Here is a 26,291-nt window from a genome sequence, read left to right on the forward strand (position 1 = left end):
GAGGGGGAGTCAGCAGGCCGCCCGTCTGCGCGAAGCGCGGACTTCGCCGCGCGCTGGCGGCCCGGCGCCGGCCTGGGCCTTGATCAGCGGCTGCGCTGGCCCTGGGTCAGCGTGTCGAGCTGGAACTGGCCGCTCCTGTCCCACAGCCAGGTGTCGACATAGGTGTGGGCACCGACCCTGCCCGGGTTGGGCAGCGGCGACGCCTCCTTGATCAGGTCCGCAATCATCGGCGGCACTTCGGGCGCATGGCTCGGCGTGCGGCTGAAGTGCACGCCCGTCACCTTGCCGGTGGCATCGATGTCGGTCTCGGTCACGACCACTGCATAGACCAGCGGCGGAATCTTGCCCTTGTAGATGCGCTTTGGATACGTCTTGTAGATGTACTGCGCACCGAGCTTGCGGTAGGCGCGTACTTCCGGCGTCTGGGCGGTGATCGTCCGGCCGGTGGTCTCCTGCACCGGCGCGCTGGGTGCGGCTGCCGCTTCCTTGGCGGCCTCGCCTTCGCGTTCCTTCTGAAGCGCCGAGCAGCCGGCGAGACCGATCGCAGCCGCGAGAAGCGCAAGAGCGAGAGCGTGTGTCATGGTGCGAGCTCCAGAATCACCGGTGCGTGGTCGCTGGGCTTTTCCCACTTGCGCGGCGCGCGATCGATCACGCAGCCCTTCACGCGCGGCACCAGCGGATCGCTCACCAGGATATGGTCGATGCGCAGGCCGCGGTTCTTCTGGTAGCCCAGCATGCGGTAGTCCCACCACGAGTAGCTCTTCTCGGGCTGCTCGAAGAGGCGGAAGCTGTCGGTCAGCCCGAGCTTGAGCAGGTCCTTGAAGTGGTTGCGCTCCTCGGTGGTGTGATGGATCGTCTCCGCGAGGCCCACCGGGTCGAAGCTGTCGCGGTCCTCCGGCGCGATGTTGAAGTCGCCGAGCAGCACGAGGTCGGGATGCAGGGCGAGCTCCTGCCGCAGCCAGTCGCGCAGGGCTTCGAGCCACTTCATCTTGTAGGCGAACTTGTCCGTGCCCGGCGCCTGGCCGTTCACGAAGTAGCCGTTGACGATGCGCAATTCGCCGGACGGCGTGTCGATGGTCGTGCTGATGACGCGCGAGTGTTCATCCGTGAAACCGACGATGTTCTTCACCACGTGGCGCGTCGGCGCGAGGCTCAGCACTGCGACGCCGTTGTAGGTCTTCTGCCCGAACACCGCGGCTTCGTAGCCGGCGGACTTCAGGACTTCCAGCGGGAACTTGTCGTCGCTCAGCTTGAGCTCCTGCAGGCACAGCACGTCGACGGGGTTGGCGATCAGCCAGTCGAGCACGTGCTGCAGTCGGGCGGTGAGGGAGTTGACGTTCCAGGTGGCGATCTTCATGGATTTCGCTCGAGAGTAACGAAGCTATAGGGGATGCCGCTCGCCGAAGTGTGGGACTCGCGCTCGATCTCGTGCCAGCCGGCGCCGAAGCGCGGCGCCCAGGCGTCGCCGCCGTAGTCGCGCGCGATCTCGGTGACGATGGCGCGATGTGCCAGCGGCTCGGCCTCGGCGTAGATCTGCGCGCCGCCGATCACCCACGCTTCGGGCGTCGCGTCGCGTTCGCAGAGATCCACCGCTGCCTGCAGGCTCGACACGCGCTCTGCACCGTCGGCCTGCCAGTCCGGCTGGCGGGTGATGACGATGTTGCGGCGGCCCGGCAGCGGGCGGAAGCGCGGCGGCAGCGAGTCCCAGGTCTTGCGGCCCATGATGACCGGCGCGCCGACCGTCTGCTGCTTGAAGTGCGCCATGTCCTCCGGCAGATGCCAGGGCATCACGCCATTGAGACCGATCACGCCGTTGGCGGCGCGTGCGAGGATGAGGTTGATGCGCGTCGTCATGGCGTCAGACGGCGACCGGCGCCTTGATGGCGTCGTGGTGCTGGTAGTCGACCACTTCGAAATCCTCGTACGCGTAGTCGAAGATCGACTTCGGCTTGCGCTTGATGACCAGCGTCGGATAGGGATGGGGCTTGCGACCGAGTTGCAGCGCGACCTGCTCGGCATGGTTGCTGTAGATGTGGCAGTCGCCGCCGGTCCAGATGAAATCGCCGACGTCGAGCTCGCACTGCTGCGCGATCATGTGCGTGAGCAGCGCATAGCTCGCGATGTTGAACGGCACGCCGAGGAAGATGTCGGCGCTGCGCTGGTAGAGCTGGCAACTGAGCTTGCCGCGCTCGCCCGGCGCCTGCGGCGGCGCGACGTAGAACTGGAAGAAGGCGTGGCAGGGCATCAGCGCCATCTTGGGCAGTTCGGCCACGTTCCAGGCGCTCACGATGATGCGGCGCGAATCGGGGTTGCTGCGCAGCGTGTCGATCACCTGCTGGATCTGGTCGATGTGGCCGCCGTCCGGCGTCGGCCAGCTGCGCCATTGCACGCCGTACACCGGGCCGAGGTCGCCGTCTTCGCGCGCCCATTCGTCCCAGATCGTGACGCCGCGCTCGCGCAGCCAGTTGTTGTTGCTCGAACCGGTCAGGAACCACAGCAGCTCCTGGATGATGGAGCGCAGGTGCACCTTCTTCGTGGTGACCAGCGGGAAGCCTTCGTTCAGGTCGAAGCGCATCTGGTAGCCGAACACGCTCTTGGTGCCGGTGCCGGTGCGGTCGCCCTTCTGCACGCCGGTCGTGTCGACGTGGCGCATGAAGTCTTCGTATTGCGAGCGGATGGGGCGTTGGGTCATGTCAGTAGGAACCGAAGAGGGTGTCGAGTGCATCGACGATGCGTTCGCTTTGTGCCTGCAGGTTGGCGACCGGTGTTCGCAGTTCGGCGGTGGGAATGGCAGCGAGCGCGGCGGTATCGAGGATCACCTCCGCGCCATCGACCTCGAACGAGGGATTGAGATCGCGCATCGGTGGGCCGAAGAGCCGGGCAAGCCTGAGCGGAATCACCACGCGCGTGTCCAGTCCGCTGATGTAGTTGTTCTGCAGGTCGATGAGGTAGGGCGTGCTCTTTCGCAGCGCCGCGTCCGGATGCCGATAGACGTCGAAACGGGCCATGCGCGATCTAGAACGTCCGGTACTTGGCCAAGGGCAGGCCTTCCTTCGCAATGCGCGCGTTGTAGGCGGCGATGCCTTCCCGGTTGTCCTCGTTCCATTTCTCCCAGTAGCGGCGCTTGACCTCCTCGGCCAGGAGCTGGTCGACCGTCTGCGAGACGTTCATGCCCAGGTCGCGGGCCATCTCGAGCACCTTGCTGTTGAGGGTGAGGTTCGTTGCCTTCTTGGGCGCGTTGTCGAAGCGGAGCATGGGGGAATGCGATTGATCGGCAATGCGCATAGTTTACGCGCATGCCCTATGTGTTGCGAATCACCCGGCCCGGATTCAGGATGTTCTCAGGATCGAGTCCGCGCTTGATGGCGCGCATCATCGCGAGGGCGACGGGCGACTTGTGCTTCTCGAGCTTCTCGACTTTCAGCGAGCCGACGCCGTGCTCGGCCGAGAACGAGCCCTCGAATTTTTCCACCTCGTCGTAGACCAGCGCGTTGATGCGATCCTCGTGTTCGCGCAGGAAGGCGCCGTTGTCGCCGCCGGCGGGCGCCTGCACGTTGTAGTGCAGGTTGCCGTCGCCGAGGTGCCCGAAGTTGACCAGCCGCACGCCGGGGATCTCGCGCTGCAGCAGCGCATCGGTCTCGGCCACGAAGGTGGGGATGCGCGACACCGCGATCGAGATGTCGTGCTTGATGTTGAGGCCTTCCTCGGCCTGCGCGAGCGGAATGCTCTCGCGCACATGCCAGAGCTGATGCGCCTGCGTGAGGTTCTCGGCGACCACCGCATCGGTCACGCAGCCGGCCTCGAAGGCGGTTTCGAGCAGTGCCTCGAAGCGGGCGCGTGCATGGTCCTCGGATTCGTTGTCGGAGTTCTCGAGCAGCACGCAGTAGGGCACCGATTCTTCGTCGATGAAGGGCACGCGCAGCGCGGGGAAATGCTTGGCGACGAGGCCGAGCGCGAATCGGCCCATGACCTCGAAGCCGGTCAGCCCCGCGCCCAGGCGCTTGTGGGCGAGGCCGAGCAAGGTCACTGCATGGTCGAGCGACGGCACCGCCGCCCAGGCCGTAAGCTGCGCCGCGGGCAGCGGATAGAGCTTCATCGTCGCCGCGGTGATGATGCCGAGCGTGCCTTCGCTGCCGACGATCAGGTCGCGCAGGTCGTAGCCGGTGTTGTCCTTGCGCAGGCCGTTGGTGCCTTCCCAGATCTCGCCCTGCGGCGTCACCACTTCGAGACCGAGGCACAGGTCGCGCGCATTGCCGTAGCGCACGACCTGCGTGCCGCCGGCATTGGTTGCAAGGTTGCCGCCGATGGTGCAGCTTCCTTCGGCCGCGAGGCTCAGGGGGAAGAGGAAGCCCGCGTCGCGCGCCGCTTCCTGCAGCACCTGCAGCACGCAGCCGGCCTCGACCGTCACGGTGAGGTTCGCTGCATCGATGCCGCGGATCGCGTTCATGCGCTGCAGGCTCAGCAGAACCTGCGTGCCGCTGCCGTCGGGGATCGAGCCGACCGCGAGGCCGGTGTTGCCGCCCTGCGGAACGATCGAGGTGCCGGCCGCTGCGCAGGCCTTGACCACGTCGGCCACCTGCTGCGTGGTGCCCGGCCGGACGACCGCCAGCGCCTTGCCGCGCGAACGCTTGCGCCAGTCCTGCTCCCAGGCGGTGAGATCGCCATCGGTGAGGACGTTCGCCGCGCCGACGATGCCGCGCAGCTTTTCGATCAGGACGCTCATTGCGTCGCTCCTTCCAGTGTTCGTGCCCGCTCGGCGTTGCGCAGCCGCAGCCGCACATGCCAGGCACAGGCGATGAAAAGCGCCAGGCACAGCAGCACCTGGATCAGCGCCAGCGCCTGGCTGACGCCGTTCGTGTCGCTCCAGGCGCGCACCACGCCTTCGGTGAAATAGAGCCAGACCAGCAGGCTGACCCAGCGGTAGGTGTACATGCGGTTCTTCAAGAGGCCCGCGATCGGCACCACCAGGGGCAGCACCTTCAGTGCGAGCAACGACCCGCCCGGCCGGAGCGGCGCCAGCCACAGTTCCCAGGCCAGCCCGAGCACGATCAGCCCGGCGAGGCTGCCGACGGCGAGCCAGCGGCTGGCGGAGACGGAGGCGGAAGGAAGCGAGGGATTGATCACAAGGAAAGGCGAAGCGAGATGCAGTGCGCGAAGCCTGGGGTGAGCCTGGTACGGCATGATACCGGCCATGAATCGCCGGCAATTGTGGAGGGACCTTTCGCATTTCCCCTGGGGGAACACGGCGGCAGTCCTTCGCGAGCGCTTCCGCGAGGACCGCCTCGGCCTGACCGCGAGCAGCCTGACCTTCACCACCACCATCGCGATGGTGCCGTTCTTCACGGTGGCGCTGGCGCTGTTCACCGTGTTCCCGATCTTCTCGAAGATGCAGGGGCGGCTTCAGCGCTGGCTGATCGAAAGCCTGATTCCCGACAACATCGCGCGGCAGGTGCTCGGCTACCTCACCCAGTTCGCGAACAAGGCCAGCGGGCTGGGCGTGGCCGGCCTCGTGGTGCTGCTCGCGACGGCGGTGGCGCTGATCCTGACCATGGACAAGACGCTGAACAGCATCTGGCGTGTGCGCACGCCCAGGCCCTTTGCACAGCGGGTGCTGATCTACTGGGCCGCGATCACGCTCGGGCCGTTGGTGCTGGCCCTGAGCCTGAGCACCACCGCCTCCTTCCTCGCGGCCTCGCGCGAAGTGTTCGGTGGCGCCATCGTCAAGCTGCTGCTCGACAGCTTCGAGTTCGTGCTGCTGGCCGGCGGCATGGCCTGCCTCTATCGCTATGTGCCGAACACGCACGTCAAGTGGTCGCATGCCTGGACCGGCGGATTCTTCGTCGCGGCGGCGATCGAGATCTCGAAGCGGGTGCTCGGCTACTACCTCAGCCTCGTGCCGACCTATTCGGTGATGTACGGCGCCTTCGCGACGGTGCCGATCCTGCTGGTGTGGACCTACGTGGCGTGGCTGATTGTGCTGTTCGGCGCGGTGATCGCGGCCTATCTGCCGAGCCTTCTCACCGGCGTGGCGCGCCGCGGCGGAGCGGCGGGCTGGCCGCTGCAGCTGGCAGTCGAAGTGCTGCAGCATCTCTCGGAGGCCCGATCGACCACCGCCAAGGGGCTCGGCGCCGCCGCGCTGGTGGCGCGCATGCGGGTGGAGGCCTTGCAGCTCGCGCCGGTGCTCGAGACGCTGGTGGCCATCGACTGGATCGCGCCGATCGCCGAGGAGCCCGCCAACGAAGACCCGCGCTTCGTGCTGCTCGCGGACCCGACCATCACCCCGCTCGAACCGCTGCTGAAAGAACTGCTCATGCCACAGGCGCCGCCGCTGGAGAACCTCTGGCGCAAAGGCCCTTTGGATACGCTTTTGCTGCAGGATCTGCTGGTCTATCGATAATGGCGGCGGATTTCTCATTCCACCTTCACGACCGAGCCTGGCCTTGACCGACTTCTCCTCCTGTGCAGCGCCCGTTCCGGCCGACGATCCGCTGTGGGTCGTCTGCCTGTGCGCCGAATGGTGCGGCGCATGCCGCGAGTACCGGCCGCTGTTCGAGCAGGTGGCGCGCGCGCATCCGCAACTCCGGTTTGCCTGGGTGGATATCGAGGACCATGCCGATCTGGCCGACGACTTCGACGTCGAGACCTTCCCGACGATGCTGATCGCGAACGGCGGCGGCACGCATTTCCTCGGGCCGCTGCTGCCGCACGCCGAGACGCTGTCGCGGCTGCTGACCGCGCTGCAGCCCGCCCAGGCTTCGGCGCCAGAGGTGCGGACACTGCTCGCGGCGCTCCAGCGAGAGCCCGAGACCTTCTCGGTCGCCTGAAGCGGAGCGGCCGATGAGGATTCTTCTCTTCGGCGCAACCGGCATGGTGGGGCAGGGCGTTCTGCGCGAATGCCTCGTCGATGGCGACGTGACACGGGTGCTCTGCGTGGGCCGCAGGCCCAGCGGCGAGCAGCATCCCAAGTTGCACGAGCTGGTTCTTCCCGATCTCCACGACTATTCGGCGGTCCTGGACCAGCTCAGGGACTACGACGCCTGTTTCTTCTGCCTCGGCGTGTCGTCCGTCGGCATGAAGGAAGACGACTACCGCCGCATCACCTACGACCTCACGTTGGCTGCGGCGCGCACCCTGGCGCGGCTCAATCCGCAGATGACCTTCATCTATGTGTCCGGCGCCGGCACCGACAGCACCGAGCGCGGATCGGTGATGTGGGCGCGCGTCAAGGGTGCGACCGAGAACGCGCTGATGCGGCTGCCGTTCAAGGCGGCCTACATGTTCCGGCCCGGGTTCATCGAGCCGATGCATGGCGTGCGCTCGAAAACGGCGCTCTACCAGGCGGCCTACGTGATCGCGAAGCCGGTCTTCGGGCTCCTCCAGCGCTGGGCGCCCGACCGGGTCACGACCAGCGTGAAGGTGGGCCGCGCGATGCTCATGGCAGCCAAGCGCGGCGCGCCGGCGCCGCTGGTCGAGGTACCCGACATCAACAGGCTGGGCGGCTGATTCAGTTCTTCAGGAAGGCGCCGAGCGCGAAGAGCACTTCGTCCGGTGCCTCGGTCATCAGCGCATGGCCGGCGTTGACCGTGACCACCTTCGCGTTGGCAGCCTTCGAAATCAGCGTGCGTGTGGCACGTGGCGGCGTCATCTGGTCCGATGCGCCGAGGAGAAAGAGCGTCGGGCATTGCACCTTGGCCATCGCGGCTTCGCCGTTCGCATAGTCGTTGCAGGCCTTGAAGCCGATGTGGAAGACGTTCGCATCCGGATTGCTCGCCAGCACGCGGCGCATCAGTGCGCGCGAGGCGCCATGGAGCCAGGTGCCCGGCCCGAGCGAGGAGGGCGGCGGTGCCAGCAGCGAATGCGAGAAGGTGTTGACCATCCCGATCGCCTGCTGCGGATCGTTGATTGCGCCGTCGAGCAGTGCCGGCGACACCGTCATCGGATAGGCGGTGCCGACCAGCGCGAGATGCGTCACGCGCTCCGGCGAGCGCGCGGCGGTCTCGAGCGCGATCAGCGAGCCGAAGCTGTGGCCGACCAGCGCTGCCTTCGCCACCCCGGCCGCGTCGAGCAGCAGGGCGATGAACGCCGCTGCCTCCTCGACGGTGGCCGGCGGCGGCCCTTCGCTCCTGCAGTGCCCGGGCAGGTCGATCGCCAGCACGTTCCAGCCATGGTTGGCGAACCAGCGGCTTTGCAGGATCCACACGCTGTGGTCGTTCAGCACGCCGTGGATGAAGACGACCGTGGGCTTGGCGCTGTCGAGCGTCTTGCCGCCGGTGTAGCAATAGGTGGCGTGGCCGTTGACCTTGAGCTGCATCACGCACCTGCCTTTTCCGCGGCTTTCAGGGCGCGCTTGAGATCGTCGATCAGGTCGGCCGGGTCTTCGAGCCCGATCGAGAGCCGGATCGTGCCCTGCGAAATCCCCGCGGCGGCCAGCGCTTCGTCGCTCATGCGGAAGTGCGTCGTGCTCGCCGGGTGGATCACGAGGCTGCGGCAGTCGCCGACGTTCGCAAGGTGGCTGAACAGCCGCAGCGCCTCGATGAACTTCTTGCCCTGCTCGCGGTTGCCCTTGAGGTCGAAGCTGAAGACCGACCCCGCGCCCTTCGCGCCATGCTTGAGCAGCCGGTTGGCGAGCGCGTGGCTCGGATGCGATTCGAGCAGCGGATGCCCGACGTGCGCCACGAACGGATGGGCGGCGAGGAACTGCACCACCTTCTGCGTGTTGTCGATGTGCCGCTCCATGCGCAGCGGCAGCGTCTCGATGCCCTGCAGGATCAGCCATGCGGTGTGCGGACTCATGGAGGCGCCGAAGTCGCGCAGCCCCTCGCGCCGCGCGCGCAGCAGGAAGGCGCCGACGGTGCTTTCCTCGCTGAAGACCATGTTGTGGAAGCCGTCGTAGGCCTCGGTCAGTTCCGCGAACTTGCCGGAGCGCTCCCAGTCGAAGTTGCCCGAATCGACCACGATGCCGCCGATCACGGTGCCGTGGCCCGACAGGAACTTGGTGGCCGAGTGGTAGACCAGGTCGGCGCCCCAGTCGAAGGGCTTGATGAGATAGGGCGAGGTCAAGGTCGAATCCACCAGCAGCGGCACCTTGGCCGCGTGCGCGATCTCGCTCACCGCCGGGATGTCGAGCACGTCGAGGCCCGGGTTGCCGACCGTTTCGCCGAACAGCAGCTTGGTGTCGGGCCGGATCGCGGCGCGCCAGCCGCCCGGGTCGCCGGGCTTGACGAAGGTGGTCTCGATGCCGAAGCGCCGCATCGTGTAGTGCAGCAGGTTCTGCGAGCCACCGTAGAGCGCGGTGCTCGCGACGATGTGCGAGCCCGCGCCCATCAGCGTCGCGATCGACAGGTGCAGCGCGGCCTGCCCGCTCGCGGTGGCGATCGCCCCGATGCCGCCTTCGAGCGCCGACACCCGCTGCTCCAGCACCGCGTTGGTCGGGTTGCTGATGCGCGAATACACATGCCCGGCGCGCTCGAGATTGAAGAGTGCCGCCGCGTGGTCGCTGGACTCGAAGACGAAGGAGGTGGTCAGGTGGATCGGCACTGCGCGCGCGCCGGTGGCGGGGTCGGGCGCGGCGCCGGCGTGCAGGGCCAGCGTGTCGAAGCCGGGGTCGGAGTAGCCGGGCATGGGGGTCTTTCGATGGGGTTTCTGCAAAGGCCCGTTACGCGCGCAATCCCTGCGATGCCGACGTGGCCTGTGGACGGGTGGTCATTGTGGGCTATATTCAAAAACGCAACGCCGCCAACCAAGAGAGGAGCAACACGATGAAGGTCAGCGACATCCTGCGCGTCAAGGGAAACACCCTGTTCACGATCACCCCTGATCAACCCCTGGCCGAGGCCGTCAGCACCATGGCCGACAAGGATATCGGCTCGCTCGTGGTGATGGAGCACGGCGACCTCGTCGGCATGCTCACCTTCCGCGAAGTGATCCTCGCCATCGTGGGCAATGGCGGCCAGGTCGGCGGCACGCTGGTGCGCAAGGCCATGGACGACCATCCGGTGACCTGCACCCTCGAGACCGATCTCGACGAGATCCGCCGCATCATGCTGGAGCGCCATGCGCGCTACATGCCGGTGATGGACAAGCGCATGCTGATGGGGGTGATCAGCTTCTACGACGTCGCGAAGGCGGTCGTCGACAGCCAGAACTTCGAGAACAAGATGCTCAAGGCCTATATCCGCGACTGGCCCGAAGAGCAGTAGGACTCGCCCCCGGGGCCGCTCCGGCCCCTATTCCTTGATATTCGCCGACTGGACGATCTTCTGGTTGCGGGCGTATTCGGCTCGCACGAACTGGCCCAGTTCTTCGGCGGTCCCGCTGCCGGGGACGGCGCCCTGTTCCTGCAGCTTGGCGCGGATCTCCGGGTCCTTCAGGACGGCGTTGAGCTCCTGGTTGAGCCGGTTGACGATCGCCGGCGGGGTGGCGGCCGGGGCGAAGATGCCGGTCCAGCTCACCATCGAATAGCCCTTGAGGCCGGGCATCTCGCCGAAGGTCGGCACGTCCGGCAGGGCCGCAAGCCGCTTCTCGCTCGTCACGCCGAGCGCCTTGAGGCGATTGCCGTTCACATGCGGGATGGCGCTGGTGCTGACCAGCATCGCGAGATCGACTTGATTGCCGATCACGTCCGAGGCGATCTGCGCGCCGCCGCGGTAGGGCACGTGGGTCACGTAGATGCCGGTGCGGTCCTTGAGCAGTTCCATCGCGAGCTGGAGCACCGTGCCCACGCCGGAGGTCGCGTAGTTGTACTTGCCCGGCGCCGCCTTCGCGAGCTTGACGAAGTCGGCGAAGTCCTTCGCCGGCAGCCCCGGCCTGGCGACCAGCACCATCGGCGCGGTGTTCAGCATGCCCACGGGCGCCAAGTCCTTGAGGGGGTCGAACTTGAAGGCGCCCGGATTGATGAGCCGGCCGATCGCGATGACGCTGTCCGGCCCGGCGACCAGCGTGTAGCCGTCGGGCGCGGCATTGACCGCCTTGGCGACGCCGATCGCGCCGCCCGCGCCGGAGATGTTCTCGATGACCACCGACTGCTTGAGCCTTTCGCCGAGCTTGCTGGCCACCAGCCGCGCGTTGAAGTCAACGCTGCCGCCGGCCGAGTACGGGACGATCAGCGTGATCGGCTTGGACGAGGGCCATGCGGCCTGCGCGAGCGCCGCGCCGGGCAGCGCGGCGAGCAGCATCGAGGCGAGGAGAAGGGGCTTGCGGATGAGCTTGTTCATGGGGTGGGAGGCGTCAGGTCTTGCGGGAGGCGGGCGCGCAGCGCATCGAATTCGGCGGTCCATTGCGCACGCCACTGGCGGCGAAGCGAGTCGTCGATCCAGGCGCCGTCGATCCCGTTCTGCATGAAGCCGCGCAGGTCGTCGAGGCCAAAGCCGAAGTCCCGCACCATCATGTGCCAGGCCTGGGTGGGCGTGACCTTGTGCAAGGTCGGGTCGTCGGTGTTCGGGTGGATGCGCAGGCCGAGACCCGGCATGCGGCGGATCGGATGGTCGAGCGCCCAGCGCTCCGGCGGCAGGGTGCGCAGGTAGTAGGAGTTGGTCGGCACCACGGTGAAGATCACGCCGCGGTCGGCGCACTCGCGCGCGAACGCGGGCTCGTCGACCACCGTGTAGCCATGGTCGATGCGGTCCACATGGAGCAGCTCGAGTGCCGTGCGCACATTGGTCCACGGCATGCCGAATTCGCCCGCGTGCGCGGTCGTCTTGAGGCCGGCGCGGCGCGCGTCGGCATACGCCTCTTGGAACAGCTCGGGCGGGCGGTCGTTCTCGCGGTAGTCGATGCCGATGCCGATCACTTCGTCGCAGCGGTTGCCCACGACCCACTGCACCATCTCGACGGCGGCCTCGGGGCTGGCCTCGCGGTCGATCGCGGCGATCAGGCGGCCGGTGATGCCGAACTGCCGCTTCGCGTCGTGGATCGCGCGCACGATCGCGTCCTGCGCCTTGCGGTAGTCGATGCCGGATTCGTGCACCGTGCCGGTCGGGTTCCAGAAGAACTCGCCATAACGCACGTTGTGGCGTGCGGCGTCTTCCAGGTATTCGAGCGTGAGCCGGTGCAGGTCGTCGGCGCTGCGCACCAGTTCCGAATCGAGCGCCCGCAGCACGCGCAACACGCCGACGGGCTTCTCGCCGCGCGTATAGAAAGCCTCGATCTCGTCGCCCCGCAGCGGCTTGCCGGCGCGCCGGTTGAGGTCGATGAAAGTGTCCTTGCGCACAGTGCCGAACAGATGGCAGTGCAGTTCGACCTTCGGAATCGCGTGGAGGAACGATTCCAGGGGCGATGCCGGAACGGCTGCGGCTTGTGTCATGGCGCGCAGTCTAGGCACGATGCGGCGATAAGGAAAATTTTGAATTTCTATAATTTGATTCAGCCGACTGATGGCAATCCGGTCCGAATCCAATGGCGAATACGCAGCTTTCCTCCTCCCTGCGCGCGCTCACGCTGCGCCAGTTGCGGTTCTTCTCGGTGCTGGTGGAGGAAGGCCAGTTCGGCCGCGCGGCGAAGCGGCTGTCCATCACGCAGCCCGCGCTCAGCAATGCGATCAAGCAGATGGAGAAGCTGCTCGGCGCCGAGCTGCTGACGCGTTCCACGCACCGGCTCGAACTCACGCCGCTGGGCGCCGAGGTGCTTGCGCGCACCGATTTCCTGGTCAACACCTTCGACGTGGCGCTGCGCGACATCGAGCACACGGTGCAGCGCGGACGCGCGTTCGTGCGCATCGGCGTCATCCCTTCCGCGAGCGGCCGGGTCGCGGCGGCGGTCGGCGACTTCCAGCGCGGCGATGCGGCGCGGCAGGTCGAATTCGGCTGGCGCGACGCGCCCTCGAACACGCTCCTGGCCGAAGTGCGCAGCGGGCAGCTCGACATGGCGGTCGCAGCCATCACCGAGCCGCCGGGCGGGCTCGTCTGCGTGGACCTGTTCCGCGATCCGCTGGTGCTCGTGGTGCGGCGCGACCATCCGCTCGCGCAGGCGGGCGAGGCGGACTGGGAAGCCATCGGTGGCGAGCGGCTCGTGCTGTTCGAGAGCGGCAGCATGCCTGCGCTGGGCGATCCGGCGCGCGCCCAGTTCGCGCAGGGCGCCGAGCCGTATCGCGTCAGCTACTCGGAGACGCTCTACGCGCTGGTGCGCGGCGGCCTCGCGCTCGGGTTGATGCCCAAGCTCTACACCTCGTCGCTGGGCGATGACGAACTGGTGGTGCTGCCGCTGCGCAAGCCGAACATCGAGCGGCGCGTGGTGCTGGTGCATCTTCCGGGGCCGATGCGCAACGTGATGGCCGAGGCGCTGATCGCGCATCTGCGGCAGAGCCTGCCGTCACCCGCCGATGGCATTGCACCGCGGCGTCTTCGCCCGCCGCGCAAGCGCGGCGCCTGAGCCTCAGTGGAGCTCGGTCGCTGTGTGGATCGTCTCGCGCACGCGCGGATAGATCTGCGTGTTCCACTTGCTGCCGCTGAACACGCCGTAGTGCCCGACGCCCGCCTGCAGGTGATGGGTCTTGAGATAGGGGCGCACGCTGGTGCACAGGTCCTGCGCCGCCACCGTCTGGCCGACCGAGCAGATGTCGTCGCGCTCGCCTTCGACCGTGAGCAGCGCGGTGCGCCGGATGGCGGCTGGGTCGATCCTGCGCTCGCCGACCGTGAGTTCGCCGCGCGGCAGGTCGTAGGTCTGGAACACGCGCTCGACGGTTTCCAGATAGAACTCCGCCGGCAGGTCGTTGACCGCGAGGTACTCGTCGTAGAAGGTGCGGATGGTGTCGGCCTGCTCGATCTCGCCGTCCACGAGGTGCTGGTAGAGCTTCGCGAACTGCTGCTTGTGGCGGTCCGGGTTCATGCTCATGAAGGCGCTCAATTGCAGGAAGCCCGGGTACACGCGCCGCATCATGCCGGCGTGCGGCCAGGGCACGTAGCTGATCAGGTTGCGCTCGAACCAGCCGATCGACCGGTCGTTCGCGAGCTTGTTCACCATCGTCGGGTTGACCCGGCAATCCACCGGCCCGGCCATCAGCGTGAGGCTGCGCGGGGTCGAGGGGTTGTCGTCCTCGGCCATCAGCGCGGTGGCGGCGAGCGCCGCGACGCAGGGCTGGCAGACTGCCACCATGTGCACGCCGGGGCCGATCGCCTCGAGGAAATCGATGATCCGCAGCGTGTAGTCGTCCAGGCCGAAGCCGCCGTGCCAGATCGGCACGTCGCGCGCGTTGTGCCAGTCGGTCACGTACACGTCGTGGTCGCGCAGGAGCGTGCGCACGGTTTCGCGCAGAAGCGTCGCGAAATGGCCCGATAGTGGTGCAGCCAGCAGCACCGGCGGATGCACCGCATTGGACTCCTTGCGGAAGTGCAGCAGCGTGCCGAAGGGCGTGACCAGCGCCGCCTCTTCATGCACCGCCACTTCCTTGCCGTCGACCACCACGCGCTCGATGCCGTAGGGCGGCCGCGTGTGGGTGAGCCGCATGCGCGAAAAGACCTCCATGGCCGAGGCGACGCGGCGGGTCAGGCTGCGGTCCGCCTTGTCGTTCCAAAGCGCCTTGCCGAGGACCTGCGCCGTGAGCCGCGTCGGCGAGAACAGGTCGGCGTGGGTTTGGTAGGCGCGATACAGCATGCACGGGTTGCAGGCAAGTTGCGGGCCAGTCGTGCACGAGCGGCGCGCGGTGCACCTTTCTGGCACAGGCCTTGCACGACTGCACCGCCGATCCGGCGGACCAGGAGCGATGCATGGCCAAACCCGTACTTACCATCAGCAGCAAGAACTACGGCGCCTGGTCGCTGCGCGGCTGGCTGATGTGCAAGCTGGCGGGGCTGGAATTCACCGAAGAGGTGATCCCGCCCGACGACCCGGCGATGAAGGCCGAGATGCTGCTGCTCTCGTCCTCGATGCTGGTGCCCTCGCTGCAGCATGGCAGCATCAAGGTCTGGGACACCCTCGCGATCGGCGAGTACCTGGGCGAGATCAAGCCGAAGGCCGGCCTGCTGCCCGCCGATGCCAAGGCACGCGCGCACTGCCGGGCGATCTGCGGCGAGATGCACTCGGGCTTCTCCTCGATGCGCGGCTCGCTGCCGATGAACGTCAAGGCGCGCTTCCCGGGCTTCAAGATCTGGTCGCGCGCGCAGACCGACATCGACCGCATCGTCACGATCTGGCGCGAATGCTTCTCGGCCTACGGCGGGCCGTTCCTGTTCGGCGAGACGCCCTGCATCGCGGACGCGATGTACGCGCCGGTGGTCACGCGCTTCATCACCTACGACGTCGCGCTGGACAAGGCCTGCACCGCCTACTGCAAGCGCATCGTCGAGCTGCCGGCGATGCAGGAGTGGATCAAGGCCGCGAAGGCCGAGCCGGAAGAGATCGACGAACTCGACGCCGAGTTCTGAGCCGCCCGCCTCTCAGGCCGGCTTGCGGAACATCCGCAGATCGAGGCTGGATTCGTTGCCCAGCCACATCGCGTGCGCGGTGTGGTCGAGGTAGTCGTCGCCCGTCACGCCGTGCACGAACACGTCGAGCCCGTTGCGGTGCGCATCGAGCCATTCGATGACCTCGTCGAATTCCGCCGCGTCGAAGGCGATCTGGCAACTCCAGTGCGGATGCGGGCCGACGAGCTTCTCGTGCACCCGGCCGACCACCACGAGCAGGCTGTGGCCCGCATCCTCGGCCAACTGCCGTGCCTGCGCGGCGGTCGCGGGGCCGAAGTAGATGTGGGCGTGGTATTGCGGGTAGAGGTTTTCGGGGCGGCGTGGCATGGGGAAGTCCGGCGGCTAAGGCGCAGCTTAGCGCCAGAATCCCGGCTGAAACAACCAGTTGCTGCACGCGCGGCAAGATGGTGAAATACTGTGAATTCATCCAGTATTTCGAACCATCGCCATGCCCGATGTTTTCATTCCCGTTCACGCGCTCAAGGGCCGCGGCGCGGCCACGCGGCTCGCGCACCGCTTCGAGCGCGACACGCGCAATGCCTTCGACGACGGCTGGGGGACGCTCGAGGAAGGCGCGGCCGAAGCCGATGAGCTGCCGCCGCTCGCCACCGAGGTCCGCTTCGAGGACGCCAAGTCCGTGCTCAGCCACAACGATTCGCCGGACATCAGCTTCGACACCTCGCTCAACCCCTATCGCGGTTGCGAGCACGGCTGCATCTACTGCTTCGCGCGCCCCACGCACAGCTACCTCAACCTCTCGCCGGGCCTCGATTTCGAGACCAAGCTGATCGCCAAGCGCAACGTCGCCGACCTGCTGCGGGCCGAGCTGGCGCGCAAGAGCTACAAGCCGAGCCCGATCATCATCGGCACCGCGACCGACTGCTACCAGCCGATCGAGCGCGAGCTTCGCCTCACGCGCTCGGTGATCGAGGTGCTGAAGGAAGCGCGCCATCCCTTCGGCATCATCACCAAATCGAGCGCGGTGGAGCACGACCTCGACCTGATCGCACCGATGGCCGCGGAGCATCTCGCGGCGGTCTACGTCACCGTCACCACGCTCGACGGCGAGCTCGCACGCAAGCTCGAGCCGCGCGCGGCCGCGCCGCACCGCCGGCTGCGGACGCTGCGCACGCTGGCCGAGGCGGGCGTCCCGGTAGGCGTCAGCGTGGGGCCGCAGATCCCCTTCGTCAACGAAGACATGGAGCAGGTGCTCGAAGCCGCTTGGGACGCCGGCGCGCGCAGCGCCTTCTATACCGTGATTCGCCTGCCGTGGGAGGTCGCGCCGCTCTTCAAGCAGTGGCTCGAGCTGCACTACCCGCAGCGCGCGGGCCGCATCATGGAACGCATCCGCGAGATGCGCGGCGGCAAGGACTACGACGCCGATTTCGCGACGCGCATGAAGGGCAGCGGCGTCTGGGCCGAGCTGATCCGCCAGCGTTTCGAGAAGGCGTCGAAGCGCCTCGGCTTCTGCAACGACCGCACGCCGCTGGACCTGAGCGCGTTCCGGCCGCCTGGCGCAGCGGGGCAGGGCAGTCTCTTCTAGCTCGGTGGACCGCTCGGCGAGAATGCCGACCATGCAGCAGACCTACACACCCGGAACAGACGTCGCCCGATGGCTGGTGGTCATGGGCGTTTCGGGGTGCGGCAAGTCCAGCCTCGGCGCGGCGCTCGCGCGCGAACTGGCCCTGCCGCTGATCGAGGGGGATGACTTCCATGCGCCGGAAAGCGTTCGCAAGATGCGCGCCGGCATCGCGCTCACCGATGCCGATCGCGCCGGCTGGCTCGATCGGCTCGGCCGCGAACTCGGCGGGCATGCGGCGGGCGCGGTGCTGACCTGCTCGGCGCTCAAGCGCGACTACCGCGAGCGCCTGCGTGCCGCGCGGCCCGGGCTGCGCTTCGTCTTCATGGCGCTGTCACGCCAGGAGGCCGAGCGGCGCGTCGCCGAGCGCGCCGCGGTGCACATGTTTCCGGCCAGCCTCGTCGCCAACCAGTTCGCGACGCTGGAGTCGCCGGTCGGCGAGCCGGGCGTGCTGGCGGTGGACGCGACCGCACCGATCCCGCAGCTCGTCGCGCAGGTCCGGGCGTGGATCTGAGCCGGCCGGCTCAGGTCGCGGACGCACTCATTTCGCGCCGAGCAATGTCCTCGCGTGATGCGCGAGGTGGTCCGCGATGAAGCTCTGGATGAAGTAATAGCCGTGGTCGTAGCCCTCGTGCCGCCGCAGCGTGAGCGGCTGACCCGCGGCGCGGCAGGCGGCTTCGAGCAGCTTCGGGCGCAATTGCTCGGCGAGGAATTTGTCGGCCAGCCCCTGGTCGACGAGGATGCCCGCGGGATAGGGCGGCGCGGTCTGCGACTGCATCAGCGCGCAAGCGTCGTGCGCGAGCCAGGTCTCGTCGTCGCGGCCCAGGTAGCCGGCGAACGCCTTCTGGCCCCATGGGCATTGCGAAGGCGCGCAGATCGGCGCCAGCGCCGACAGCGAGCGGAACCGGCCGGGATGCCGAAGCGCCAAGGTCAGCGCGCCGTGCCCGCCCATCGAATGGCCGAAGATGCCGATGCGCTTGCCGTCGATCGGCATGCTGCGCGCGATCAGCGGCAGCAGTTCGTTGACGATCCAGCTTTCCATGCGCCAGTGGTCTGCCCACGGCTCGGCGCTGGCGTCGAGGTAGAAACCGGCGCCGATGCCGAAATCCCAGCTCGCCGTGGCGCCCTCGATGCCTTCGGCTTCGGGGCCGCGCGGGCTGGTGTCGGGCGCGATGAGCGCGAGGCCCAGTTCGGCGGCAACGCGCTGCGCGCCGGCCTTGATCATGAAGGTCTCTTCGTTGCAGGTCAGGCCTGCGAGGTACACCACCGCGGGCACCGGGCCGCGTTCGGCCTGTGGCGGCAGGAACACCGAAAAGCGCATCGGCAGCCCGATCTCGCGCGAGTCGTGCTCGTGGAAGCGTTGAGTGCCGCCAAAGCAGCGGTGTTCGGAGAGCGTCTTCAGGCTGTCTGTCATGTTTTCGGTCGAGGGATGAGTTCGAGCACGGCATCGGCGAACACGCGCGGGACTTCCTGGGGCATGTTGTGGCCGACGCCGGGTAGCACGCGGTGCGAGCGCGGTCCGGCAAAGCGCTGCGCATGCGTCGACGCATCGGCCGGCGAGCGGACGCCGTCGTCGGCGCCGTCGAAAGTGATCGCCGGAACCGTGATGGCCGGCTGGGCCGCCAGCTTCGCTTCGATCGACGCATAGGCCGGATCGCCCGGCACCAGACCGAAGCGGTGGCGGTACGAGTGGATCACGACGTCGACGAAGTCGGGGTGGTCGAAGGCCTTCGCGCTCTGCTCGAAGGTCGCGTCGTCGAAGCGCCAGGTCGGCGACCAGAGCCGCCACAGGAGCCGGGTGATGCCGCGCCGGTCGGCCGCCAGCCCGGCACGGCCGCGCTCGCTGTGGAAGTAGTACTGGTACCAGAGCCGGTGCTCGTTCTCGGCGCTGTCCGGCTGCATCGCCTTCGCGATGTCCTGGATGTTGTAGCTGTTGTAGGAGACCAGCCCCGCGCAACGCCCAGGCCACAGCGCCGCCACCACGCAGGCGGCGCGGCCGCCCCAGTCGTAGCCGGCGAGCACCGCGCTCGGGATCGCGAGCGTATCGAGCAACGCGAGCAGATCCGCGCCCAGCGCCGCCTGCTCGCCCGAACGCGGCGTCGCGTCGCTCAAAAAGCGCGTGCCGCCGTAGCCGCGCAGGTACGGAACGATCACCCGGCAACCCGCGGCCGCCAGCATCGGCGCGACGTCGACGTAGCTGTGGATGTCGTAAGGAAAGCCGTGCATCAGCAGCACTGGCGGGCCTTCCGCCGGTCCCGCCTCGACATATGACACCTCGAGCACGCCGGCTCGGATCGTGCGGAGCGGGCCCATGCGCGTCACGGCGGTGCTCAGTAGATGACGACGCCGCGGATCGACTCGCCGCGCTTCATGAGGTCGAAGCCTTCGTTGATCTTTTCCAGCGGCATGGTGTGCGTGATCAGGTCGTCGATGTTGATCTTGTTTTCCATGTACCAGTCGACGATCTTCGGCACGTCGGTGCGCCCGCGCGCGCCGCCGAAGGCCGAGCCTTCCCACTTGCGGCCGGTCACGAGCTGGAACGGGCGGGTGCTGATCTCCGCGCCGGCTTCGGCCACGCCGATGATGATGCTGCGGCCCCAGCCCTTGTGCGTGCATTCGAGCGCCTGGCGCATCACCTGCGTGTTGCCGATGCACTCGAAGCTGTAGTCCGCGCCGCCGTCGGTGAGCTGCACGATCGAGTCGACGATGTTCGCGTGCTCCCTCGGGTTCAGGAAGTGCGTCATGCCGAACTTGCGGGCCATCGCTTCGCGCGCCGGGTTGATGTCGACGCCGATGATCTTGTCGGCGCCGACCATCTTCGCGCCCTGGATCACGTTGAGCCCGATGCCGCCGAGGCCGAACACGACCACGTTGGCGCCGGCTTCCACCTTGGCCGTGAAGATCACGGCGCCGATGCCGGTGGTCACGCCGCAGCCGATGTAGCAGACCTTGTCGAAGGGCGCGTCCTCGCGGATCTTGGCGAGCGAGATCTCGGGCGCCACCGTGTAGTTGCTGAAGGTGCTCGTGCCCATGTAGTGGAAGATGGGCTTGCCGTCGATGCTGAAGCGACTGGTGCCGTCGGGCATCAGGCCCTTGCCCTGGGTGCCGCGGATGAGCTGGCAGAGGTTGGTCTTGCGCGAGAGGCAGAACTTGCACTGCCGGCACTCGGGCGTGTACAGCGGGATGACGTGGTCGCCCTTCTTGAGCGTGGTCACGCCCGGGCCGACGTCGACCACGATGCCGGCGCCTTCATGGCCGAGGATGGCGGGGAAGATGCCTTCCGGGTCGGCGCCAGAGAGCGTGTAGTAGTCGGTATGGCAGATGCCGGTGGCCTTGATCTCGACCAGCACCTCGCCGAAACGCGGACCTTCGAGATCGACGGTTTCGATGGCGAGGGGCGAAGCGGATTTCCAGGCGACGGCGGCTTTGGTTTTCATGGGTGGAGCGAGGTATTGGATGCGGGGCGGACGGCGCCCGGGCCTCACTTTATGCCATAGAAGGTTGACGCGTTCGTGCCCAGAATCTGCTCCAGCTCGAGAGAAGAAAGCCCGGCCAGCAGTTCGAGCGATGCCGCATGCCATTGCCCATAGCTGCCCGCGAGGTTGAGCACCGGCCAGTCGCTGCCCCACAGGAGGCGCGAGGGACCGAAGTGGCTGATGAGGTGATCGACGTAAGGTCGCAGCGCGGCCGCATCCCAGTCGGCGCCGGCCTCGGTCGCGAGCCCCGAGAGCTTGCAGCTCACGCGGGTGGACTGCGCGAAGGCCGCGATCTGGCTCGCCCACGGCTCGAACCGCCCGTTCGCGATATCGGGCTTGGCCGCGTGGTCGATCACCATCGGCAGCAGCGGGTGGCGCAAGGCGAACTTCGTCGCGGCGTCGATCTGGTGTGGCCTGATCAGCAGATCCAGGCAAAGGCCCAGCTCGGTCATGGTCCGGATGGCGGGTTCGAGGCGCGTGTCGAGGATCCACTCCGGGTCCGGCAGGTCCTGCAGCATGGGCCGCAGGCCCTTGAGCAACGGTTCCTGCGCGAGGCGGCTGATGCGTCGCGGCGCGTCGTCGGCGGCGAGGTCGGTCCAGCCGACCACCGCGCGGACGCGGCTTGCCGGATCGGCCGCGATGGCGAGCAGGCGCGCGGTTTCGGCCTCGGACGGCGCGGCCTGGACCAGCACGGTGGCGTCGATGCCGCTGTCGTCCAGCAGCGGCGCCAGATCTTCCGGTGCAAAGTCGCGATGGATGGCGTGCAACTCGGGCGTGTCGCGCAGCCAGCCATAGTCGCGGTGCGCCAGTGACCAGTAGTGCTGATGGGCATCGACTCGGACAACGCTCATGGCCAACTCCCTGGTGGCAGGCCGGCGGGCAGCAGGCCTTCGACGACGAGCGCTTCCCACAACGCGGCGGGGATCGGCGCATCGCGATGCGCGACGTTCTGCGCGATCTCGGCGGCGCTGCGGGCGCCGACCACCACCGCCGCGGCCGAGCGGCAGGCCAGCGCGAACTGCAGGGCGGCGGCCGGGAGCGCCACGCCGAACTCGTTGCAGATGCGCGCGATGTGCGCGGCCTTGTCGCGCACCTGCCGATCCGCTGGCCGGTAGTCGAAGCGCGCGTCGGCCGCAACGCCGTTGGCGCTCGCGAGGATGCCCGAATTGAAGACGCCCGCGAGGACGAGCCGCGCGCCCTTGGCGCTGCACATCGGCACCAGTTCGGCCGCGGCGGAGGTGTCGAGCAGCGTATAGCGGCCGGCCAGCATCAGGCAGTCGAAGTCGCCTTCGCGCAGGGCGTCGCAGCAGGCCTGCCATTCATTGACGCCGATGCCGATCGCGCCGAGCACGCCTTCGCCCCGCAGCCGGTGCAGCGCACGGTAGGCACCGTCCATGGCTTCGCGGAACCGCGCCGGCTGCGCGTCGCCGTGCGTGTGCCGGTCGATGTCGTGGATGAAGGCGATGTCGATGCGGTCGATCCCCAGCCTCTGCAGGCTTTCGTCGATCGAGCGCAGCGCGCCGTCGAAGCTGTAGTCGAAGCGTGGCGCGAAGGGCAGGCCCTGCACGTAGCCGTCGCGTTCGGCGGGCGGATCGGGGTCGGGGCTCAGCAGCCGGCCGACCTTGGTCGAGAGCACGAAGCTGTCGCGCGGCTGGACCTGCAGGAAGCGGCCGAGCCGCACCTCGCTCTGCCCATGACCGTAGAGCGGCGCGGTGTCGAAATAGCGCACGCCGAGCCGCCAGGCCTCTTCGATCGTCTGCAGCGCCGCGTCGTCGCTGAGCGGGGCGTACAGGTTGCCCAGCGGTGCGCCGCCCAAGCCGAGGCGCAGCGGTCCCTGAAGGCGGTCGAGAACGGAATTCTTCGGTGGCATGCGTTGTTTTACTCCGGATCGGCGCTCCCGGTGGTGGCATTGGGCGACACCTGATACAAAGTGGCCATGAAAAAGATCCTCGTTCTCAACGGCCCCAATCTCAACCTTCTCGGCACGCGCGAGCCCGCGCAGTACGGCTATGAGACCCTTGCCGACGTCGAGCGCATGTGCGCGGAAGCCGGCGCGAAGCTCGGCGTCGAGATCGAATGCCGCCAGTCCAACCACGAAGGCATGCTGATCGACTGGATCCACGAGGCGGGCCGCGAGGTCGCCGCCGGCCGCATGCTCGGCGTCGTGATGAATCCGGGCGCCTACACCCACACCTCGATCGCGCTGCACGACGCGATCAAGGGGGCCAGCGTTCCTCTGGTCGAGTTGCACATCTCCAACGTGCATGCGCGTGAGGAATTCCGGCATCACTCCTACATTTCGCCCGCGGCGCGCGGGATCATCGTCGGCTTCGGGGTGAAGGGCTATGCGCTCGCGATCGAGGCGCTGGTCCGCGTGAGCGACGACTGCTGATGGGCGCGCAAGCCGGGCTTTTCGAGGCTGCCGACGGCACCTTGCGATGCCGCTGGTGCGAGTCGACGCCGGCCTACCAGGCCTATCACGACAGCGAATGGGGCTTCCCGGTCACGGACGAGCGCCGGCTTTTCGAGAAGCTGTGCCTCGAAGGCTTCCAGGCCGGGCTGAGCTGGCTCACCATCCTGAACAAGCGCGAGGCCTTCCGAAGGGGCTTTGCGCAGTTCGACGCCGAGAAGGTGGCGCGCTTCGGCGCCAAGGACATCGAGCGGCTTCTGGCCGATGCCGGCATCGTGCGGCACCGGGGCAAGATCGAATCGGCCGTCAACAATGCGAAGCGCCTGCTCGAACTCCGTGACGAGTTCGCATCGCTCGCCGCCTATGCGTGGCGCTACGAGCCGGACCCGGCAACGCGGCCCGGGCGGATCACGCACGAGGCATTGCGGGCCATGGCCACCTCGCCCGAATCGGTGGCGATGTCCAAGGACCTGAAGAGGCGGGGCTGGAGCTTCGTCGGCCCGACCACCGTCTATGCCTTCATGCAGGCCATGGGGCTGGTCAACGACCACATCGAGGGCTGCCATGCGCGCGAGATGGCGCTCGCCGCCCGCGCGAAGCTCGAGCTGCCGCGCTGAGCCGCCCCTGCTGCGCTACGTCGTCTGCGGGCCGGACACCTTGCGGTGGCTGATGCGCCCTTGGCTGTCGACGCTTTCGAGGTGCACGTCGAAACCCCACAGCCGGGCCACGTGCTTGAGCACTTCCTGCGAATCGTCGTGCAGCGGCCGGTTGTTGTGCTGCGTGTGCCGCAGGGTGAGCGCGCGGTCGCCGCGCAGGTTGACGCTCCACACCTGGATGTTGGGCTCGCGGTGGTTGAGGTCGTATTGCCGCGACAGCGCCTCGCGCAATTGCCTGTAGCCGCTGTCGTCGTGGATGGCGGAGACTTCGAGTTCGGATTCGCTTTCCTTGTCGCTGATCGCGAAAAAGCGGAAATCGCGCATCAGCTTCGGCGACAGGAATTGGCCGATGAAACTCTCGTCCTTGAAATTGCGCATTGCGTAGTCGAGCGTCGTCAGCCAGTCGGAACCCGCGAGATCGGGGAACCAGCGCTTGTCTTCTTCGGTCGGCTTTTCGCAGATGCGGCGCAGGTCGGTGTACATCGCAAATCCCAGCGCATAGGGATTGATGCCGCTGTAGGCGCGGTGCCCGATCGGCGGCTGGAAGACGACGTTGGTGTGCGATTGCAGCCACTCCATCATGAAGCCGTCGGCCAGCAGGCCTTCGTCGTACAGCGTGTTGAGCAGCGTGTAGTGCCAGAAGGTGGCCCAGCCCTCGTTCATCACCTGCGTCTGCCGCTGCGGATAGAAGTACTGCCCGATTTTGCGCACGATACGCACCACTTCGCGTTGCCACAGCTCCAACAATGGTGCATTTTTCTCGATGAAGTAGAGCAGGTTCTCCTGCGGCTCCGGCGGGAAGCGCTTGGCGGCTTCCTCTTCCTCGGCGCTGCGGGTGCGTTTGGGCAGCGTGCGCCAGAGGTCGTTGACCTGCTGCTGCAGGTGGTGCTCGCGCTCCTCGCGGCGCGCCTGCTCCTGGCTGAGCGACAGCTTCTGCGGCCGGCGGTAGCGGTCGACGCCGTGGTTCATGAGCGCGTGGCAGGAGTCGAGCAGGTCCTCGACCGCCGAAACGCCGTGGCGCTCCTCGCATTCGCTGATGTAGTTCCGCGCGTAGACGAGGTAGTCGATGATGGACGACGCGTCCGTCCACATCTTGAAGAGGTAGTTGCCCTTGAAGAAGCTGTTGTGGCCGTAGGCGGCGTGCGCGATCACCAGCGCCTGCATCGCCATGGTGTTCTCTTCCATGAGGTAGGCGATGCAGGGGTCCGAATTGATGACGATCTCGTAGGCCAGCCCCATGTGGCCGCGGCGGTAGTTCTTCTCGGTCTGGATGAACTGCTTGCCGTACGACCAGTGGCGGTAGATCACCGGCATGCCCACCGAGGCGTAGGCGTCCATCATCTGCTCGGCCGTGATGATCTCGAGCTGGTTGGCGTAGGTGTCCAGCTTGTAGCCCTTCGCCACGCGGGCGATCTCGCCGTGGTATTGCTCGATGAGTTCGAAAGTCCAGTCGGACGGGCTGGGAAGGGGCGTCCGGGTCTTGTCGTTCACACCGTTCCTCTCTCTTTCTTGAACAGCTCGCGGAACACCGGGTAGATCTCCTGCGCGTCCGACACCTTGCGCATCGCGAAGTTCTTGTGCGAATCGAGCAGCTGGGTGTATTCCTCCCACATGTTCTGCTCGGCCTCGGCCACCTGCACGTAGGCGTAGTAGCGCACCAGCGGCAGCAGGTGGTCGGCCAGAAGCTCGCGGCAGCGGCCGCTGTCCTGGTGCCAGTTGTCGCCGTCGCTGGCCTGCGCACCGTAGATGTTCCAGTCGGTGCTCGGGTAGCGGGCGCGGATGATGTCGAGCATCAGCGTGAGCGCACTCGACACCACGGTGCCGCCGGTCTCGGTGGCGTGGAAGAACTCTTCCTCCGTCACTTCGGCGGCCTGCGTATGGTGGCGGATGAAGACGAGGTCGATCTTCTCGTAGTGCTTCGTCAGGAAGAGATAAAGCAGCATGAAGAAGCGCTTGGACATGTCCTTGCGCGCCTCGTCCATGGAGCCCGAGACGTCCATCAGGCAGAACATCACCGCCTTGGCCGAAGGCACCGGCACCTTCACGCGATTGCGGTAGCGCAGGTCGATCGGGTCGAGGTAGGGGATGCGGCGCGCCTTGGCGCGCAACTCTTCGAGCTTGGCTTCCGTCTCGCGAATCTCGCGCTGCACCAGTGCGTCGGTCGCGCGCGGGCTGCGCTGCAGGCGCAGCAGGTGCGCCTCGAGTTCGCGGATCTCCTTGCGCGAATCGCCGCCCAATGCGATGCGCCGCGCCAGTGCACCGCGCATCGAACGCACCACATGCAGGTTCGCCGGCGTGCCGTCGCTGGTGAAGCCGGCGCGGTGGCTCTTCCACTCGGGGACTTCCGCCAGTTGCGTGCGGATCAGGTGGGGCAGGGCGAGGTCCTCGAAGAAGACCCGCATGAACTCTTCCTTGGTCAGGCGGAAGACGAAGTCGTCCTCGCCGCCTTCGCCGTCGCCGGCCTGAGAGCCGCTGCCGGAGCCGGCGCCGCCGCCCTGCGGCCTTTCGATGCGGTCGCCCTTGACGTACTCGCGATTGCCCGGGTGAACGTATTCGCGGTCTCCGCCCTGCCCGTGGCCGAAGACCGGTTCGGAGACATCGCGCTTGGGCAGCGTGATGTCCTCGCCCTGCTCGAGATCGCGGATGCCCCGGCCACTGACCGCGCGGCGAACGGCCTCCCCGATCTGCTCGCGATAGCGCCGCAGGAAACGCTCGCGGTTGCCGATGGACTTGTTCTTTCCTGACAACCGGCGGTCGATGATCTGCTGCAGCATG

General features: G+C 67.3%; 31 protein-coding genes. 10 read left to right on the forward strand and 21 right to left on the reverse strand.

Annotated features, from left to right (window positions below):
• Nucleotides 1–83: 83 nt before the first annotated feature.
• Genes VAR608DRAFT_RS22985 through VAR608DRAFT_RS23020 form a run of 8 tightly spaced genes read right to left on the reverse strand, consistent with a single transcriptional unit; the run spans nucleotide 84 to nucleotide 5,181 of the window.
• Nucleotides 84–581: a hypothetical protein gene (locus VAR608DRAFT_RS22985; RefSeq protein WP_088956167.1), complete on the reverse strand. Its 498-nt coding sequence runs from the start codon at nucleotides 579–581 to the stop codon at nucleotides 84–86.
• Nucleotides 578–1,357 carry an exodeoxyribonuclease III gene (xth, locus tag VAR608DRAFT_RS22990; RefSeq protein WP_088956168.1) on the reverse strand — a complete coding sequence of 260 codons (780 nt, stop codon included), beginning with the start codon at nucleotides 1,355–1,357 and terminating at the stop codon, nucleotides 578–580. The genes VAR608DRAFT_RS22985 and xth overlap by 4 nt, the downstream gene beginning before the upstream one ends.
• Nucleotides 1,354–1,854 (reverse strand): dihydrofolate reductase, encoded by a 501-nt coding sequence (locus VAR608DRAFT_RS22995; protein ID WP_088956169.1) that lies wholly within the window; start codon nucleotides 1,852–1,854, stop codon nucleotides 1,354–1,356. The genes xth and VAR608DRAFT_RS22995 overlap by 4 nt, the downstream gene beginning before the upstream one ends.
• A 4-nt stretch (nucleotides 1,855–1,858) precedes the next feature.
• The gene (locus tag VAR608DRAFT_RS23000) at nucleotides 1,859–2,692 is read right to left on the reverse strand and encodes a thymidylate synthase (RefSeq protein ID WP_088956170.1); all 834 of its coding nucleotides are present in this window, start codon (nucleotides 2,690–2,692) and stop codon (nucleotides 1,859–1,861) included.
• Nucleotide 2,693: 1 nt separating this feature from the next.
• Nucleotides 2,694–3,008, reverse strand: coding sequence for a CcdB family protein (locus VAR608DRAFT_RS23005; protein WP_088956171.1), 315 nt, complete (start codon nucleotides 3,006–3,008; stop codon nucleotides 2,694–2,696).
• 7 nt (nucleotides 3,009–3,015) lie between these two features.
• Nucleotides 3,016–3,255, reverse strand: a complete 240-nt coding sequence (locus VAR608DRAFT_RS23010) for a type II toxin-antitoxin system CcdA family antitoxin (RefSeq protein ID WP_088958929.1) — start codon at nucleotides 3,253–3,255, stop codon at nucleotides 3,016–3,018.
• A 46-nt stretch (nucleotides 3,256–3,301) separates the two neighbouring features.
• The gene (locus tag VAR608DRAFT_RS23015; protein WP_088956172.1) at nucleotides 3,302–4,723 is read right to left on the reverse strand and encodes an FAD-binding oxidoreductase; all 1,422 of its coding nucleotides are present in this window, start codon (nucleotides 4,721–4,723) and stop codon (nucleotides 3,302–3,304) included.
• Nucleotides 4,720–5,181, reverse strand: a complete 462-nt coding sequence (locus VAR608DRAFT_RS23020; RefSeq protein WP_088958930.1) for a DUF2069 domain-containing protein — start codon at nucleotides 5,179–5,181, stop codon at nucleotides 4,720–4,722. The genes VAR608DRAFT_RS23015 and VAR608DRAFT_RS23020 overlap by 4 nt, the downstream gene beginning before the upstream one ends.
• On the opposite strand from VAR608DRAFT_RS23020, the gene VAR608DRAFT_RS23025 reads away from it, so the two are divergent.
• From VAR608DRAFT_RS23025 to VAR608DRAFT_RS23035, 3 genes are read left to right on the forward strand one after another with little or no spacing between them, the layout of a single operon-like run.
• Complete coding sequence (locus tag VAR608DRAFT_RS23025; RefSeq protein ID WP_088956173.1) at nucleotides 5,180–6,397, forward strand: YihY family inner membrane protein; 1,218 nt, start codon at nucleotides 5,180–5,182, stop codon at nucleotides 6,395–6,397. The genes VAR608DRAFT_RS23020 and VAR608DRAFT_RS23025 overlap by 2 nt on opposite strands.
• 43 nt (nucleotides 6,398–6,440) lie before the next feature.
• Nucleotides 6,441–6,824 (forward strand): thioredoxin family protein, encoded by a 384-nt coding sequence (locus VAR608DRAFT_RS23030; protein ID WP_088956174.1) that lies wholly within the window; start codon nucleotides 6,441–6,443, stop codon nucleotides 6,822–6,824.
• Nucleotides 6,825–6,837: 13 nt separating this feature from the next.
• The gene (locus VAR608DRAFT_RS23035; protein ID WP_088956175.1) at nucleotides 6,838–7,503 is read left to right on the forward strand and encodes an NAD-dependent epimerase/dehydratase family protein; all 666 of its coding nucleotides are present in this window, start codon (nucleotides 6,838–6,840) and stop codon (nucleotides 7,501–7,503) included.
• 1 nt (nucleotide 7,504) lies between these two features.
• Here the strand turns inward: VAR608DRAFT_RS23035 and VAR608DRAFT_RS23040 are convergent, their stop codons facing one another.
• A complete protein-coding gene (locus tag VAR608DRAFT_RS23040; RefSeq protein WP_088956176.1) occupies nucleotides 7,505–8,311 on the reverse strand; it encodes an alpha/beta fold hydrolase in 807 nt (268 codons plus the stop codon).
• A complete protein-coding gene (locus tag VAR608DRAFT_RS23045) occupies nucleotides 8,311–9,621 on the reverse strand; it encodes an O-acetylhomoserine aminocarboxypropyltransferase (protein ID WP_088956177.1) in 1,311 nt (436 codons plus the stop codon). The genes VAR608DRAFT_RS23040 and VAR608DRAFT_RS23045 overlap by 1 nt, the downstream gene beginning before the upstream one ends.
• A gap of 137 nt (nucleotides 9,622–9,758) precedes the next feature.
• Here VAR608DRAFT_RS23045 and VAR608DRAFT_RS23050 point away from each other — a divergent pair, with 137 nt between their 5' ends.
• Nucleotides 9,759–10,199, forward strand: a complete 441-nt coding sequence (locus tag VAR608DRAFT_RS23050; protein ID WP_088956178.1) for a CBS domain-containing protein — start codon at nucleotides 9,759–9,761, stop codon at nucleotides 10,197–10,199.
• Between the two features lie 27 nt (nucleotides 10,200–10,226).
• Here VAR608DRAFT_RS23050 and VAR608DRAFT_RS23055 read toward each other — a convergent pair whose 3' ends face one another.
• Both VAR608DRAFT_RS23055 and add read right to left on the reverse strand, forming a co-directional pair.
• Nucleotides 10,227–11,213, reverse strand: coding sequence for a Bug family tripartite tricarboxylate transporter substrate binding protein (locus tag VAR608DRAFT_RS23055; protein WP_088956179.1), 987 nt, complete (start codon nucleotides 11,211–11,213; stop codon nucleotides 10,227–10,229).
• Nucleotides 11,210–12,301, reverse strand: a complete 1,092-nt coding sequence (gene add, locus VAR608DRAFT_RS23060) for an adenosine deaminase (protein ID WP_172843889.1) — start codon at nucleotides 12,299–12,301, stop codon at nucleotides 11,210–11,212. The genes VAR608DRAFT_RS23055 and add overlap by 4 nt, the downstream gene beginning before the upstream one ends.
• 92 nt (nucleotides 12,302–12,393) lie before the next feature.
• Between add and VAR608DRAFT_RS23065 the strand changes: the two genes are divergently transcribed.
• Entirely contained in the window at nucleotides 12,394–13,365 is a 972-nt protein-coding gene (locus VAR608DRAFT_RS23065; protein ID WP_088956180.1) for a LysR family transcriptional regulator, read from the forward strand.
• 3 nt (nucleotides 13,366–13,368) lie between these two features.
• Here VAR608DRAFT_RS23065 and VAR608DRAFT_RS23070 read toward each other — a convergent pair whose 3' ends face one another.
• A complete protein-coding gene (locus tag VAR608DRAFT_RS23070; RefSeq protein ID WP_088956181.1) occupies nucleotides 13,369–14,586 on the reverse strand; it encodes a polyhydroxyalkanoate depolymerase in 1,218 nt (405 codons plus the stop codon).
• Nucleotides 14,587–14,699: 113 nt separating this feature from the next.
• On the opposite strand from VAR608DRAFT_RS23070, the gene VAR608DRAFT_RS23075 reads away from it, so the two are divergent.
• Nucleotides 14,700–15,356, forward strand: coding sequence for a glutathione S-transferase (locus VAR608DRAFT_RS23075; protein ID WP_088958932.1), 657 nt, complete (start codon nucleotides 14,700–14,702; stop codon nucleotides 15,354–15,356).
• 12 nt (nucleotides 15,357–15,368) lie between these two features.
• On the opposite strand, the gene VAR608DRAFT_RS23080 is transcribed toward VAR608DRAFT_RS23075, so the two are convergent.
• Entirely contained in the window at nucleotides 15,369–15,722 is a 354-nt protein-coding gene (locus tag VAR608DRAFT_RS23080) for a DOPA 4,5-dioxygenase family protein (RefSeq protein ID WP_088956182.1), read from the reverse strand.
• A 121-nt stretch (nucleotides 15,723–15,843) separates the two neighbouring features.
• Here VAR608DRAFT_RS23080 and VAR608DRAFT_RS23085 point away from each other — a divergent pair, with 121 nt between their 5' ends.
• Both VAR608DRAFT_RS23085 and VAR608DRAFT_RS23090 read left to right on the forward strand, forming a co-directional pair.
• Nucleotides 15,844–16,938 (forward strand): PA0069 family radical SAM protein, encoded by a 1,095-nt coding sequence (locus tag VAR608DRAFT_RS23085; RefSeq protein ID WP_088956183.1) that lies wholly within the window; start codon nucleotides 15,844–15,846, stop codon nucleotides 16,936–16,938.
• A gap of 31 nt (nucleotides 16,939–16,969) precedes the next feature.
• The gene (locus VAR608DRAFT_RS23090; protein WP_231972932.1) at nucleotides 16,970–17,488 is read left to right on the forward strand and encodes a gluconokinase; all 519 of its coding nucleotides are present in this window, start codon (nucleotides 16,970–16,972) and stop codon (nucleotides 17,486–17,488) included.
• A 27-nt stretch (nucleotides 17,489–17,515) separates the two neighbouring features.
• On the opposite strand, the gene fghA is transcribed toward VAR608DRAFT_RS23090, so the two are convergent.
• From fghA to VAR608DRAFT_RS23115, 5 genes are read right to left on the reverse strand one after another with little or no spacing between them, the layout of a single operon-like run.
• Nucleotides 17,516–18,388 (reverse strand): S-formylglutathione hydrolase, encoded by an 873-nt coding sequence (gene fghA, locus VAR608DRAFT_RS23095; protein WP_088956185.1) that lies wholly within the window; start codon nucleotides 18,386–18,388, stop codon nucleotides 17,516–17,518.
• Nucleotides 18,385–19,296: an alpha/beta fold hydrolase gene (locus tag VAR608DRAFT_RS23100; RefSeq protein ID WP_088956186.1), complete on the reverse strand. Its 912-nt coding sequence runs from the start codon at nucleotides 19,294–19,296 to the stop codon at nucleotides 18,385–18,387. The genes fghA and VAR608DRAFT_RS23100 overlap by 4 nt, the downstream gene beginning before the upstream one ends.
• 8 nt (nucleotides 19,297–19,304) lie before the next feature.
• Complete coding sequence (locus VAR608DRAFT_RS23105; RefSeq protein ID WP_088956187.1) at nucleotides 19,305–20,411, reverse strand: S-(hydroxymethyl)glutathione dehydrogenase/class III alcohol dehydrogenase; 1,107 nt, start codon at nucleotides 20,409–20,411, stop codon at nucleotides 19,305–19,307.
• Between the two features lie 44 nt (nucleotides 20,412–20,455).
• Nucleotides 20,456–21,301 carry an amidohydrolase family protein gene (locus VAR608DRAFT_RS23110; protein ID WP_088956188.1) on the reverse strand — a complete coding sequence of 282 codons (846 nt, stop codon included), beginning with the start codon at nucleotides 21,299–21,301 and terminating at the stop codon, nucleotides 20,456–20,458.
• On the reverse strand, nucleotides 21,298–22,320 hold the full coding sequence (locus VAR608DRAFT_RS23115) for an aldo/keto reductase (protein ID WP_088956189.1): 1,023 nt from the start codon (nucleotides 22,318–22,320) through the stop codon (nucleotides 21,298–21,300). Before VAR608DRAFT_RS23115 ends, VAR608DRAFT_RS23110 begins: the two co-directional genes overlap by 4 nt.
• 66 nt (nucleotides 22,321–22,386) lie before the next feature.
• Between VAR608DRAFT_RS23115 and aroQ the strand changes: the two genes are divergently transcribed.
• Together aroQ and VAR608DRAFT_RS23125 are read left to right on the forward strand one after the other, a co-directional pair.
• Entirely contained in the window at nucleotides 22,387–22,842 is a 456-nt protein-coding gene (gene aroQ / locus VAR608DRAFT_RS23120; protein WP_088956190.1) for a type II 3-dehydroquinate dehydratase, read from the forward strand.
• The gene (locus tag VAR608DRAFT_RS23125; RefSeq protein WP_088956191.1) at nucleotides 22,842–23,477 is read left to right on the forward strand and encodes a DNA-3-methyladenine glycosylase I; all 636 of its coding nucleotides are present in this window, start codon (nucleotides 22,842–22,844) and stop codon (nucleotides 23,475–23,477) included. Before aroQ ends, VAR608DRAFT_RS23125 begins: the two co-directional genes overlap by 1 nt.
• 15 nt (nucleotides 23,478–23,492) lie before the next feature.
• Here the strand turns inward: VAR608DRAFT_RS23125 and VAR608DRAFT_RS23130 are convergent, their stop codons facing one another.
• A complete protein-coding gene (locus tag VAR608DRAFT_RS23130) occupies nucleotides 23,493–25,007 on the reverse strand; it encodes a SpoVR family protein (RefSeq protein ID WP_088956192.1) in 1,515 nt (504 codons plus the stop codon).
• Entirely contained in the window at nucleotides 25,004–26,290 is a 1,287-nt protein-coding gene (locus VAR608DRAFT_RS23135) for a YeaH/YhbH family protein (RefSeq protein ID WP_172843991.1), read from the reverse strand. The genes VAR608DRAFT_RS23130 and VAR608DRAFT_RS23135 overlap by 4 nt, the downstream gene beginning before the upstream one ends.
• Nucleotide 26,291 lies beyond the last annotated feature (1 nt).

This window comes from Variovorax sp. HW608 (assembly GCF_900090195.1).
Classification (GTDB): Bacteria; Pseudomonadota; Gammaproteobacteria; order Burkholderiales; family Burkholderiaceae_C; genus Variovorax.